At 69.9% G+C, this 13,058-nt stretch carries 11 protein-coding genes; 9 read left to right on the top strand and 2 right to left on the bottom strand.

All coding sequences use genetic code 11. The features are described 5' to 3' along the window. The first annotated feature begins 1 nt into the window (after position 1). Genes ACEYYH_RS07455 through ACEYYH_RS07415 form a run of 9 tightly spaced genes read left to right on the top strand, consistent with a single transcriptional unit; the run spans position 2 to position 10,969 of the window. Positions 2 to 943 (top strand): glycosyltransferase family 2 protein, encoded by a 942-nt coding sequence (locus tag ACEYYH_RS07455; protein ID WP_374977594.1) that lies wholly within the window; start codon positions 2 to 4, stop codon positions 941 to 943. Continuing rightward, positions 940 to 2,265: a lipopolysaccharide biosynthesis protein gene (locus tag ACEYYH_RS07450; RefSeq protein WP_374977593.1), complete on the top strand. Its 1,326-nt coding sequence runs from the start codon at positions 940 to 942 to the stop codon at positions 2,263 to 2,265. The genes ACEYYH_RS07455 and ACEYYH_RS07450 overlap by 4 nt, the downstream gene beginning before the upstream one ends. Then, positions 2,262 to 3,866: a glycosyltransferase family 2 protein gene (locus ACEYYH_RS07445; RefSeq protein ID WP_374977592.1), complete on the top strand. Its 1,605-nt coding sequence runs from the start codon at positions 2,262 to 2,264 to the stop codon at positions 3,864 to 3,866. The genes ACEYYH_RS07450 and ACEYYH_RS07445 overlap by 4 nt, the downstream gene beginning before the upstream one ends. After that, the gene (locus ACEYYH_RS07440) at positions 3,863 to 5,644 is read left to right on the top strand and encodes a hypothetical protein (RefSeq protein WP_374977591.1); all 1,782 of its coding nucleotides are present in this window, start codon (positions 3,863 to 3,865) and stop codon (positions 5,642 to 5,644) included. Before ACEYYH_RS07445 ends, ACEYYH_RS07440 begins: the two co-directional genes overlap by 4 nt. Before the next feature lies 1 nt (position 5,645). Then, positions 5,646 to 7,229, top strand: a complete 1,584-nt coding sequence (locus tag ACEYYH_RS07435; protein WP_374977590.1) for an oligosaccharide flippase family protein — start codon at positions 5,646 to 5,648, stop codon at positions 7,227 to 7,229. Next, complete coding sequence (locus ACEYYH_RS07430; RefSeq protein WP_374977589.1) at positions 7,226 to 8,203, top strand: polysaccharide pyruvyl transferase family protein; 978 nt, start codon at positions 7,226 to 7,228, stop codon at positions 8,201 to 8,203. Before ACEYYH_RS07435 ends, ACEYYH_RS07430 begins: the two co-directional genes overlap by 4 nt. Before the next feature lie 2 nt (positions 8,204 to 8,205). Beyond that, a complete protein-coding gene (locus ACEYYH_RS07425; protein ID WP_374977588.1) occupies positions 8,206 to 9,453 on the top strand; it encodes a hypothetical protein in 1,248 nt (415 codons plus the stop codon). Then, the gene (locus ACEYYH_RS07420) at positions 9,450 to 10,382 is read left to right on the top strand and encodes a family 16 glycosylhydrolase (RefSeq protein ID WP_374977587.1); all 933 of its coding nucleotides are present in this window, start codon (positions 9,450 to 9,452) and stop codon (positions 10,380 to 10,382) included. Before ACEYYH_RS07425 ends, ACEYYH_RS07420 begins: the two co-directional genes overlap by 4 nt. Continuing rightward, positions 10,379 to 10,969, top strand: coding sequence for an acyltransferase (locus tag ACEYYH_RS07415; protein WP_374977586.1), 591 nt, complete (start codon positions 10,379 to 10,381; stop codon positions 10,967 to 10,969). Before ACEYYH_RS07420 ends, ACEYYH_RS07415 begins: the two co-directional genes overlap by 4 nt. A gap of 302 nt (positions 10,970 to 11,271) precedes the next feature. On the opposite strand, the gene ACEYYH_RS07410 is transcribed toward ACEYYH_RS07415, so the two are convergent. Together ACEYYH_RS07410 and ACEYYH_RS07405 are read right to left on the bottom strand one after the other, a co-directional pair. Then, positions 11,272 to 12,465: a hypothetical protein gene (locus ACEYYH_RS07410; RefSeq protein ID WP_374977585.1), complete on the bottom strand. Its 1,194-nt coding sequence runs from the start codon at positions 12,463 to 12,465 to the stop codon at positions 11,272 to 11,274. Next, a complete protein-coding gene (locus tag ACEYYH_RS07405; RefSeq protein ID WP_374977584.1) occupies positions 12,462 to 13,001 on the bottom strand; it encodes an RNA polymerase sigma factor in 540 nt (179 codons plus the stop codon). The genes ACEYYH_RS07410 and ACEYYH_RS07405 overlap by 4 nt, the downstream gene beginning before the upstream one ends. Positions 13,002 to 13,058: the final 57 nt, after the last annotated feature.

Raw genomic sequence — 13,058 nt, 5'->3', positions numbered from 1 at the left:
CATGTCTGTCAGCGTCGTCGTCTGCGCCTACACGATCGACCGCTGGGACCAACTCGTGCTCGCGATGGACTCGCTGTCCGCGCAGACCCCGTCACACGAGACGATCCTCGTCGTCGACCACAACGATGAGCTGCTGGAGCGAGCCCGCTCGCGCTGGCCGGAGTTCATCGTCCTGCCCAACACCGCTCGCCGCGGACTCTCCGGTGGGCGCAACACCGCCCTTCGGGCGGCTACTGGCGAGGTCGTCGCGTTCCTCGACGACGACGCCGCCGCGCAACCGGGGTGGCTCGATGCGCTCGTGGCCCCTTTCGCCGATGCGAGCGTTGTCGCGGTGGGCGGCAGCGCCAGCCCCATCTGGCCCGGGGCGGCACCGGCCGTGCTGCCGGAGGAACTGCTGTGGATCGTCGGATGCAGCTACCGCGGTCTTCCCGCGGCGGGGCCCATTCGCAACGTGATGGGCTGCTCGATGGCGTTCCGCCGCGAGCCGCTGCTCGCCATCGGCGGCTTCAATCCCGACACGGGCCGCATCGGCGCCCTGCCGATCGGATGCGAGGAGACGGAGGCGTGCATCCTCCTGCGCCAGGCCGACCCCACGCGTACCATCGTCTACGCGCCGACGGCGAACGTGCGTCACCACGTGAGCGCAGACCGCGTGCGGCTCGGCTATGTCGCGCACCGCAGCTGGTGCGAAGGACTGTCGAAGGCAGGGATCGCACGCACGGTGGGCCGCCAGGACGCGCTCGCCGCGGAGTCGGCGTACGCGACGCGGGTCCTTCCCGCCGGTGTGTGGCGAGAACTGCGGCGCGGTCGTGCCGGTCTGGTGCCCGCGTTCGCGATCGCCCTGTCACTCGCACTCGCCGGGTCCGGATACGTGTGGGGCAGCCTCGCCGCGGTGCGCCCCGGCGCGGCACGGTCGCCGATCACCGACGGGGCACACGTATGAGCAGCCCCGCCCGCGCAGACGAGGCTGCGCCTGCCACGAACGTCCGCGCCCGCGTCTCGCGCGACTCGCTGTGGCTCGCGTCGGGGTACGCCGCGACGGCGGGCTCGGGCTTCGTGTTCTGGCTGCTCGCGGCGGTGTGGATCCCTCAGGCCCAGCTCGGCATCGAGGCATCTGTGCTCGCCGCAGTGATGGCCGCCGCGGCATTGGCGTCCAACGGACCCGGCAGCGCACTGGTGGTGATGCTCCCCCTCGGCGGTCCTGCCGCCCGCGAGACCCTCCGACGGGCGCTCACCACCACCGCTGTGTTGTCGCTGGTGTCCGGAGTCGTCGCGGGCGCGGTCGTCGCGGGTCTCCTTCCGTCGGCGCTGCCGCCGGTCGCCACTGTCTGCGTGGTCGCGACGTGCTCTGTCGCGTGGGCGCTGTTCAACGTGCAGGCGCAGGCGCTCGCCGGTGCCTCTGACGCGCGCGCGACGCTCATCGTCAACGGGTCGGCCAACCTCCTCAAGCTGGGCCTCCTCGCACTGCTCGCCTTCGCCGCGCATGCGACGCCCCTCATCCTGGTGCTCGCCACGATCCTGCCCGCGATCGCGATGACGACCGTGAGTCTCACCGTGCTCATTCCACGAGCGCTCCGTCGTGACAATGGACTGTCCGGGTCCGTGCGGCGGTGGGACGGCGATCTCGCACGCGCCTTCCGGCGGTTCGCGTTCGAGAACGCCATCGCCGTCGGCATCGTGATGTGCGCCGGCCTGTCGCTCTCGTTCCTCGTGACCACGCTGGCCTCACCCGTCGAAGGAGCGATCTTCGCCATCGCGTTCCAGTTCAGCGTCGCCCTCGACCTCGTAGGCGTGGCCGTGGCCACCGCGCTCGCCCGCAGCGCGGTCGGCGCATTCGCGCACACCGCCGAACTCGCTCACGGCTATGCGCTGAAGGTGTCGATCGCGGTGGGTGCCCTCGGCGCGACGGCAGCGATCGCCACTCCGCTCATGTTCCTTCTCCTCGGTCGGGGGTATCCGCCCCTCTACGGAATGGCGGTCGTCGGGATCCTCGCCGCCGCGAGCGCGATCCGCCCCGGCTACGACATCTGGTCGGCACTGTCTCGTGCGCGGCACCGCGTGCGACCGGTGCTCGTCGGCAACGCGGTCTGGTTGCTGACGCTGCTCGCATTCGTCCTCCTCCTCGTCCCCCGCTGGGGGGCGCTGGGCGCGTCGACAGCCGTCGTGTGCGCGGCGCTCGTGCTGACGGTCATCGGCATCGTCGGCCTCCGCCACGCACACCCCCACCGCGCCGCGCCCCTCCCCTCGAAAGGTGCACCCGCATGACCACTCTGACGCTCCCCCTGGCCATGCCGCTGCACGGGATGGTCGACAGAAACGTCGCGACGTGGGTGGGTCTCGTCGAGGCATCCGACCTCGCCGGCGCACCCCAGCGCCTCGTGCTCGAATCAGGCGACCAGTTCGACCGCGCCAGACTCCTGGTGCGCGATCACGGCTCGGTCCGCGGATACATCGCGGTCCCCGTCGTGGACGGCGAAGCAGATGCCGCCTCCGTAGTGAACGCTGTCGATCGCCTCCCCGCCACCCCGCCCGCGGCACGTACGGCACCGGGGCCGATCACCGTCGTGGTCTGCACGCGAGATCGAGGCGCCCTCCTGCGGGAGTCGCTCGGCGCCATCCGCGGGATCGACTATCCGCTCATGGAGATCGTCGTGGTCGACAACGCGCCCTCTGACGATATGACCCGCGATCTGCTGGCCGAAGAGTTCCCCGAGTTCCGCTACGTGCGAGAGGAGAGGGCGGGGCTGTCGCACGCTCGCAACGCCGGGCTCGAGGCGGCGTCCTCGGCCATCGTCGCGTATACCGATGACGACGTGATCGTCGATCCGCAGTGGCTCTGGGCGATCGCGGCGGGATTCGCGCAGGCCGACGATGTGGGGTGCGTGACCGGGATCGTGCCCAGTGGCGAGCTGCGCAATGCCGTCCAGGCGTGGTTCGACGCACGCGTGAGCTGGTCGAAGCTCACCGCTGCACGCACGTTCCGGTTGAGCGATCCGCCGGACGATCTGCCGATGTTCCCGTTCTGCGTCGGCGAGTTCGGGACGGGTGCGAACTTCGCGGTACGCCGTGACCACATGCTCGCCCTCGGCGGCTTCGACACCGCCCTGGGCGCCGGCACCCGCACGAAGGGCGGCGAAGACCTCGACATGTTCCTCCGCGTGCTCTACGACGGGCAGGCGATCGTGGTCAACCCAGCTGCCGTCGTCTGGCACCGGCACCGAGACGACCTGGCGGCGCTGGAGGCGCAAGCCGTCGGCTATGGCCGCGGATTCGGAGCGTGGGCCGTGACCGTCGCACTGGACCCCCGCACCGTCGGCGCAGCCATCGCCAGATCGCCGCGAGCTCTTGCGCGTCTGGTCAACAAGCCGATGGCATCGGTCGACGAGACCACGGTGACCGCCACTCTGTCACGGGAGTCCAAGGGAATCGGGCGGGTCGAGCTGGCCAGCGTCATCGGCGGCCCCGCGGCCTACTTCGCCGAGCGACGTGCGCAGCGCGACGCCGGCACGTTCGCCGGGCCGCCCTCGCGCGACGTCGCCCTCGATCGACGACTGTGGTCGGTGCTGGCCGCGCTGGGCGGCCTCTTCGGGCTGCTCGCGCTGCTTCCCACTGCCGCAGGCGTGTCATTCGCCTTCCTGGCGATCTTCATACTGATCGGTCCCGGCTCTCTCGTGCGGGCCTGGGTGCCTCTTCCCCCGCATTTCGCGCCGATCGTCGTACCCGCCCTCGGCCTGTCGGCGGTGATCCTCCTCACGACCGCGACCGTCAACCTCCAATGGTGGGCACCCGCGGCGTGGCTGCTCGCGGCCGCTGCCGCGACGTGCGGCGGCGCGCTGGCGACGTTCGTCACGAGGAGGGGCGCATGACAGTCACCGAGCCGCGGGTGACCTCCCCTGCAGCGACCGACCGGTCGGCGGCCCGTCGTGCCGGGAAGTACGCGGCGATCGTGCTCCTCGTGGCCGTCGTCGCCTGGGCGCTCGCCATCCCCACCCTCCACGACGCGCCGTGGAACCTGTTCGGGCTGATCCCGGCCGCCAGTCCGCTCTTCCCTGCGTCGATCGCGCTCGCGACCATCGCGTTCTGCGTCGCCATCGCGTCCGGGGCCACCCGCACGGCCGGAGTCGCTCTCGTCGCGACCGTCCTCATGATGCGGCTTCCCACGGCGGTGTCGACCGATGCGCCGCTCTACTCGTGGACGTACAAGCACTTCGGTCCGATCGACTACATCCAGCGCTACGGCAGTGTCGACGTGACCGCCGACATCTACCACAACTGGCCGGGGGCGTTCTCGCTCATCGCATGGATCAACACGATCACCGGGTCGGACACGATCGTCATCGCGCAATGGTTCGCGGTCGGTGCGCAGCTCGCGTTCACGGCGGCGGTGTTCTTCCTCGCCCGCACCTACGGGTATGCCGCCCCGACCGCGCTGGTCGCCGCCTTCGGGGCGCAACTCGTGAACTGGGTCGGGCAGGACTACCTCTCACCTCAGGCCATCGCCTTCGCCCTCGGGATCGTCGTGATCGCTCTGGTGCTGGCGTCGACCCGCACCAGGGCGGCCTCGTGGGTGGCGGTGCCGATCTTCACCGCGATCGTCGTGACGCATCAGCTCACGCCGTACTGGCTTCTGGCGGCGACCCTGATGCTCACGCTGCTGGGACGCGTGCGACCTCGCTACCTCGTCGCGGTGTTCGCCGCGATCGCCGTCGGCTACCTGCTCCTGCACTTCGAGGTCGTGGTGAAGTTCGGAGACCTCATCAACCTCGACCTCCTCAGCAACATCCTGACGCCGTCGGCGCGCAACGAGGTGCTGGGCGCCCCGAGCATCGGACAGGTCTTCAACTCGTGGATCGCTCGCGGAATCACCGGGCTCGTGTGGGTGTCGACCGCAGCGGTCGTCGCGGTGCACCTCATCCGCCGTCGCGACCGGTGGCGTGACATCGCCGTGCCGGCGGTGGTCGCCTTCTCTCCTGGATTGATCCTCCTCGGCCAGGGGTACGGCGGCGAGGCGATGTTCCGCGTCTTCCTCTATTCGATCCCCGGGTGCATGCTCATCCTCGCTCCCGTCCTCACACGGATGCTCGGCGGCGGGCTCGCTCGCGGCAGGCGCGCAGCACAGGTGGCCGTCTCGGCCATCCTCACGATCGTGGCTCTGGGGTCGATCCAGACGTCATACGGCGGATGGTTCGCCAACCTCGTCACCCCCGAGTCCGTGCGGCTGACCACCCAGGTGCTCACAGAAGAGGATCCCTCCACGCTCACGATCGGCGTCGCACCCGGCGCACCGGGCCGGATCGTCGCGGAGTACGTCGACTTCGTACGCGCAAACCAACTCTTCGACAGCGGCATCGACATGTGGCTGACGTCGTGGCCCGGCTGGGAGGACGAGGAATTCGCCGACCCGCGCCGCGTGGAGCGCCTCACCGACAGCCTGGTGTGGGAGCAGCGGCCGGCCCTGGTGGTCATCACGGAGCAGATGCGCGCGTACAGCACGTACTACGGCACCCTCCCCGACGGAGCGCTCGACCGGTTCCAGGGCTTCCTCGAGGACGACCCCCGCTGGGAGCTGGTCTACGAGTCGGACGAGACCCTCGTCTACCGCCTCGATCTCACGCTCAGCGCCGACTCCGCCGGGCAGGGCTGAGATGCGTACCCCGGTCGACGCCGTGGCGCAGCGCAAGACCCGCGCTCAGCCCGACCTCGCCGCCGGCGCGGGGGGGATCACGGGCGCGGTCATCACGACCTACGCAGCGCGCTTCGCGTCGATGATCGCGTATGTGGCGCTGCTCCCGGTGGTTCTCACCGCGTTCGGCGCAGAGGCGTACGGCCTCTACATGCTCACCGTGGCCGTGGGCGCACTGTTCCAGCAGGATCTCGGCGTCGGAGGAGCCACCACCCGGTTCATCGGGGTGGCGGCTCCCTCCAACGATTTCGCCCGCATGCGCCGGGTCGCCGCGGCGAGCAATGTGTTCTTCCTCGCGACGGCGGTCATCCTCTCCAGCGCCACCGTTCTGGTGTTCGCCCTCACGATCCCCCGCACGCAGTTCAGCCCGGAACTCACCGACACCGCCTGGATCCTCGCGGCCCTCGGCGTCGCCAACGTCTTCATCCTGCTCTCGTTCTCCGCGAACCGGCAGATCCTCACCGGGATCGGGCGCCTCAACGACGTCAACTACCTCCTCATCGGCCTCGCCGTCTTCCGTGTCGCGCTCACTGTGCTGGTGTGCTGGGCGGGAATCGGGATCGTCGCCGTCGCGGCGGTGGATGTGCTCGGCATTCTCGCATTCGGCATAGCGACGTACGTCCTGCGACGCAGACGGGCGCCGCAGATCACCGCCCGCCCGCGGGACTTCCGGTGGAGCGTGTTCCGCGAGCTGTTCGCGATGTCGGCGCAGCTCATGATCCTGGGCCTCGCTGGCGTCGTGATCATGCAAGTGGGCGGCATCCTCACCGCGCTCATGCTCCCGATCGCCTACACCGCCCTGTACGCCGCGGGCCAGCGCATCTACCTCCTCGTGAAGGAGGTGACGAATTCGCTCGCGACCGCGATCCTGCCGACCGCCTCGATGCGCGAAGGCGGTGCGGCGGGCGCATCGATGGGACAGATGTACCTCCGGGGCACCAGCTACGCCAACATGCTGATGACGGTCGTCCTCGTGCCCGTGGTGGTCTTCATGCCCGAGATCATGAGCGTCTGGCTCGGCCCGTCGGGCGTGGGCGCGGCCGTCGTCGCGCAGATCCTCGTGCTGTCGATGTTCGCGAACAACAACCACCTGCTTGCGGTCCCCATTCTCACCGCGCAGGGTTCGGTGCGCGGGTACGCGATCCTCCACACCGTCTGGGCGGTCACGGGCACGGCGCTGGCGGTCGTGCTCGGGGCGACGTCCGGGCTCACCGGGATCGCGTGGGGGCTCACCCTCCCGATCCTCGTGCTGGAGCCCTTCTACATCGCGATCGCACTGCGACGTCTCGACCTCGCCGTCAAGGACTTCGCGATCCGCTGCCTGCTGCTGCCGTTCGGAACCGTCGCACCTGTGGCCGCCGCGCTGGTGCTGGTGAGCCTGCTCGACCCGCCGCTCCCCCTGATCCCCGTCATCGGCGCCGTCTGGGCGATCACGGCGATCACCCTCTATTACTTCATCGCCCTCGACGCGACGACCCGTTCGTCGCTGCGATCCACCCTCACCCGCCGCCTGCGCGGCGGCCGTACCGTGGAGGACTCCCCGTGACGCTGCCGATCGAGAACACGAACTCGCGCATTCCGCACGCCGAGGACGCGATCGGCAGGATGCAGCGCCGTTCCTACATCGCGATGTCCGCACTGCACCGCGGGATCGACCGGCTCGTGCTCACCGACTTCCCCGACTACGAGAACATCGGCGACTCCGTGATCGCACTCGGCCAGGCCGAGTTCTGGCGCCAGGCGGGGATCCGCCTGGAAGCCGCGTACTCGTGGCGCACGATCTCGCCGAAGGTCTATGAATCGCGGTGGCCCGTCGCCATACAGGGTGGCGGCAACTTCGGCGGCCTGTACCCGCAGCACAGCGAGCACCGCTATCGTCTCGCCGAGCGCCTCGATCCGCGGATCGAGCTGATCCAGGAGCCGCAGTCTGTGCACTTCGAGTCGGATGCCGATCGGCGCGCGTTCGCGTCGCGCATGGCTCCCCGGCGCCTTCTGCGCATGGCGGTGCGGGACCGGGTCTCGTTCTCCGCGGTCAGTGCCTTCGTGCCGAACGTGATCCTCGCACCCGACAGCGTGCACATGCTGGGGCGACTCGAGTCGGCGGCGCCCTCCGTCGCGGTGGTGCATCTGCTGCGTCGTGACGATGAGAGCGCCGGGCCCGGCAGCATAGAGACGGCGGTCGACTGGCCCGCGATGACGTTCGCCGACCGACTGCGCCAGCGGTTGAGCCGCACCTTGTTCGAGGGCGCGGTGACACGCACGATGAACCGGTCGACCGACCGCTGGTTCGCGGACGCGTCGAAGCGGCTCGCGACCGGCGTCGCGCTCCTCTCCCCCGGCGAGACGATCATCACCGATCGACTGCATGCGATGCTCATCGCCCTGCAGATGGGCCGGCGAGTCATCGCGATAGACAACGCCAACGGCAAGCTCACCAACTATGCCGCGACCTGGTTCCACGACCTCGACCTTCCGCTCGAGTTCGCACCCGACCTGGCCGCAGCGACGGACATGGTGTAGCCGTGGTCATCGCACGAGAGCCCAGAGCGACGACGTCCCCCCGGCACGACGCCGTCGAGCCGGAGCGCGGCGCGGTCTCGTCGGGAAGGATCGCCGGCAGGGACCTGCTCTCGGAGGGCGTGCGGATCAGCGTCGAGCTCGCGCCGCTGATCGTGCCCGAGCGGGCGACCGTGGTGCGCGCCGTGCGCGCCCTCATCGGGATGGGCGCCGCCGCGCGCGCAGGTCGCACATTCGAGGGCAGCCGCTGGCGCTACGACGCCAGCCGGCTCGATGCACAGGCCGAGCGCATGGTCCAGCCGCTGCCCGTCGAAAGCACCGGCGACGCGGGCCTGCCGCGGCTGCGCGAGATCGTGGCACCCGACCTCCCCTTCATGGTCTTCCTCGGCGAGGATCGGGCGTCGCTGTGCATCGATCACCGGCTCGGCGACGGCTTCCTCAGCGTGATGCTCACCGCCGGCGCCCTCGCGGGACGCGGTACGCCCGCCGTCTTCGCGAGCGCGGACGACCGCAACCCCCTCCCTGCCGCGCTGTCTGCAACCTACGGGCGTCACGCGAGCCGCCTCGGCGCACTGCTGCGGGACCGATGGACCGATGATCGGCCGGGGTACGCGGGGCCGACGGTGCCCGGTCGGCGAGGCCGCCTGGACCTCGTGACAGGGACGATGGATGCCGCCACCTTCCGCGCCGTCGCCGACTGGAGCAGAGGGCGTGTGCCTCCGACCCTTGCGATGATGTTCGCTCTCCACGAGGCCCTGCGCCGCTCGGGCATCCCCGTGACGGACGAGGGCGCCATCCTCGTCGACCTGCGCCGATACCTGCCCTCCGGACGATCGACGCTCGCGAACTTCGTGGTCGGCCACCCGGTCTCGGTCCGGGACGGCATCGACGTCGCGGGCGCGCGCTTCCATCGGGATCTTCACGTCGGCCGTCCGCTCGCGGCGCTCACCTCGGGCCTCGCCACCCATGCGTGGCGGCGCCGCGCAGCGACCGAGGTCCCCGCCGCGGCGAGCCCGACCCTCAGCGACATGGGCTTCCTCCGAGCCCTCGAGCCGCTTCCCTGGGCCTCGGACGACGCGGTGGTGCGGGTTTCGGTGGACCCCGCGGGCCGCAACGGCATCACAGCGCTGACCGCGGTGTTGCGCCGTCGCCTCAATATCTCGGTCAGCTTCGACAGCTCGCTGTGGGAGCGCGATGCGGTCAGCGCCGCGTGCGACCTCCTCCGCCACGATCCGAAGGGACTGCTCCCGTGACCGCGACCGCCCCTTTCACCGACCCCGGCAGCCCCTCTTCCGAGCAGACGCGACGACGACGACGACGCCGGCTGACCCTCGGCATCGCTGCCGGGACCCTCGCGGTCGTGCTGGTGCTCGGCGGCGTCTGGTGGTTCACCGGCTTCTCCTTCCTCGGGGCTCGGTACGGAGACGACTCGGTGCTGTTCGAGGATTTCGACGGTTCCGCCGGGGGGAAGCCGAATCCCGATGTGTGGAGGATCCAGACGGGAGGCGGCGGCTGGGGGAACAACGAGCTGCAGGAGTACACCGAGGACGCGGTCGCTCTCGACGGCGACGGCAACCTGGTGATCACCGCCACCGTGCCCGAGGACGGCAGCCAGCCGACCTCGGGCCGCATCACCACCCATGGCAAGTGGTCGTTCACCTATGGGCGACTTTCGGCGCGCATCAAGCTGCCGGAGGGGCAGGGGCTTCTTCCCGCCTTCTGGCTGCTGGGCGACAACGTCGACCGGGTCGGCTGGCCTGCTGCGGGAGAGGTCGACATCGTCGAGACGCCCAACACCACGAGACGCAGTGCCCATCACCTCCATGGCCCTACCGGGATCGCGGACAGGTGGTCACTCGACGAGGGCTACGACCTGCCGGTACCCCTCGCGGACGACTTCCACGTCTACACGGTCGAGAAGCACGAGGGCCGGATCATCATGGCGATCGACGACCAGATCGTGATGGATGTCGAGGAGTGGGACGTGCCCATACCCGGTCGCTGGGTGTTCGATGCTCCGACCCACGCGCTGTTCAGCCTCGCGGTGGGCGGAAACTGGCCGGGCGACCCCGACGCATCCACACCGGCGGTCAACGAGATGGTGATCGACTGGATGTCCTTCACCCCCGAGGATCAGCTCGGCGACACCCCGATCGGCTCGACCGGAGAGGTGACTCCGTGACCGGCGACAACATCATGGCGGAGGGGGCGACCGTCCGGGACCTGGCCCGGAGCGTCGCGCAGGATCTGTCGTGGGGGTGGAAGTCGTTCATCACGAACAGCGTCGCCGGCTCGCCGCTGTGCCCCCGGGCGTTGCGCTATGCGATCCTGCGCATGCGGGGATTCGACGTGCAGACCCCGAAGCTCCAGTCCCGCTGCACCTTCACGGGCGGCCGGGACATCCGCATCGGAGCGCGCACCTCGGTGAACGTGTGGTGCTACTTCGAGGCCGTGGCCCCGATCCGCATCGGCGTGGACTGCCACATCGCGATGTTCACGACGATCATCACCAGTTCCCATGAGGTCGGGCCGGCCGGGGTGACCCATCGCCGCCGCAGCGCGCCCGTGACGATCGGCGACCGGGTGTGGCTGGGTGCGCATGTCACCGTCCTCCCCGGTGTGACCGTCGGGGATGATGTGGTGGTCGCCGCGGGCGCCGTCGTGACCCGCGACCTCGCCGCAGGCGCGGTGTACGGAGGGGTGCCCGCGCGCCTCATCCGCACTCTCGACGAGGCTCCCTCGGTGATGACCGCCAGTGCCGCCCGGTGAGTCCAGGTCGCATCCACGACGAGCTCGTCGAATCGGTCGCCCGGCTCCGCGGGGAGCAGCGAGGACGCTGCGTCCCTGCCGCCTGAGCGCGACCGGCGAGCGTTCGTCTGGCGGTTCGTACTCGACGACGGGGCCGTCGAGACGACGCTGCGCAGAGCAGTCATCCGCTCACGAGCGCCGTGAACTGCTGACTCGTGACCTCCGCGTCAGCGGGGTCTTCACGGAGCGTGCCGAGGAAGACGTGACACAGACGGGTGATCCCGAGGGACACGTTCAGTGCGAATGGATGCTGCGCCCCCGCGTCACGGATGCATCGCGGCGAAGACTACCTCAGCCAGCGGTGCTGCTTCAGAGGTCTCGCGGACGATGTCGGGCGTGACCATGAGCGTGTTCACTCCGTCGGTCGCGACGATGACCTCGCCCGAGCCCTCATACCGGTCGAGACCCGGAACGATGACCGCCGCCTGTGCGCCACTCACGGTCACCGCGGCCGCGCCCTCCGCAGCGACCGCGGTCGGGAATGTCAGAGCACCGCCCGGGACGACGTCGACCCGCACGACTTCTCCGGTGGAGGTGTCACCGCTTCCCGATGTGAAGTGCAGCTCGCACGAGAACGCCGCCCCGGCCAGCGACACGATCGCCTCGGCCCGCGCTCCCGGGTCCGAGGTCGTCGGCTCGAGCTGCGCCACCCGCTCGTACCCGTACACTCCGGGATCGATCTGCGCCGCCAGCGCGGGGCAGTCCGGCTGCGACCACCACTGGGCGGTCCTCGTCGCGGGTGTCGCGCGGGGGTGTTCACCGATCCGGGCGGCCGCGGCCGCGTACAACGCGTCCACTCCCGACGCGGAGACCTGGACCGTGGGGCCGTAGGCGCGAACCAGAAGCCACGTTCCGTCCACGGTGCCGGAGCTCGCGCACTCGACGGCCGGGCCGTTGCCCGAGTCGACACAGCCGGGGGCAATCGCATCACGCACGGCCGAGGGCACGACGGACTCCGGGTAGGCGAAGAGGTGCACCGTCGCGGCCAGATATGCCTCTTCCGAGACCCAGACGCAGTCGATGCCGCCGAGGACGTCGTTCGCACCCGTCCGCCAGCGGTAGTCCGATCGCATCATGCCGACGCCGCGCAGCCCGTCGACCTCCTCGTCGGTGAGGGTAGCGCTGCAGTCTCCGCCGAAGGCGGGCACCGCGTCCGGGATCGGAGCGGGCTCGGGTTCCTGGGGAGTCGGCGCGGGCGACGGCGATGTGGGCGTCGGCGTCAGCTCGGGTGTCGACGCTGTCACGCTCGGCGTCGACACGGGAGTCGGCGTAGAGTCCGAGCTCAGCAACGCTGCAGTCGTGAGGGCGCCCCCTGTCACCGCCCCCACCATCACGAGCGCGATGGCCCCCGCGACGACCGGGACGCGGTGGCGACCCACGGGCTTCACCCGCTGAGTGCCGGCCAGCACCAGATCGCGCATCTCGTCGTGCTCACGAGGCGAGAGTCCCTCGTTCATGTCCACGCCCCTTCGATCGCTGCGAGCTCATCTCGCAGCTTCGCCTTGGCTCGCGCAAGCCGGGACTTCACGGTCCCCACCGGGATGCCGAGCGTCTCCGCGGCCGCACGATCCGGGTATCCCTCGAGAACGGTCAGCACGACCACGCTCTGCTCGCGCGCCGGCAGGCGCCGGAGCGCCGCCAGCACGCCGGTCTCGTCCGTGGCAGACGGTGAAGGGACGTCCTGCGCCACGGGCGTCCGGGCGAGGAGCGTACGATAACGCCGGCTCGATCGCTCGAGGTTCCGTGCGGAATTCGAGACGGTGTTCAATAGCCAGGGCAGCGGCGATCCGTCCACCAGGCGAACCGTCTCCCGCTTGCGCCAGAGTTCGAAGAACGCGATGGTGACAGCATCCTTCGCGTCCTCGCGGTTGGTGAGCAGGCGTCGTGCGTGGCGGAACAGCCGCGCCTCATGCCGGTCGAACAGGCTTCCCAGCGCGGCCTCGTCTCCCTCGCACACCCGCCCCCAGAGAGAGACGTCCTGCTCATCGCTCATATCTTGTAGTGTCCGCGATCGTCCGAACGGTTCACACCCGGTGCCTACACTGATCGG

The sequence above is a fragment of the Microbacterium trichothecenolyticum genome, assembly GCF_041938625.1.
GTDB lineage: Bacteria > Actinomycetota > Actinomycetes > Actinomycetales > Microbacteriaceae > Microbacterium > Microbacterium trichothecenolyticum_D.
The sequence above is the reverse complement of the archived record's forward strand: the minus strand, read 5'-3'. Positions and strand labels throughout refer to the sequence as shown.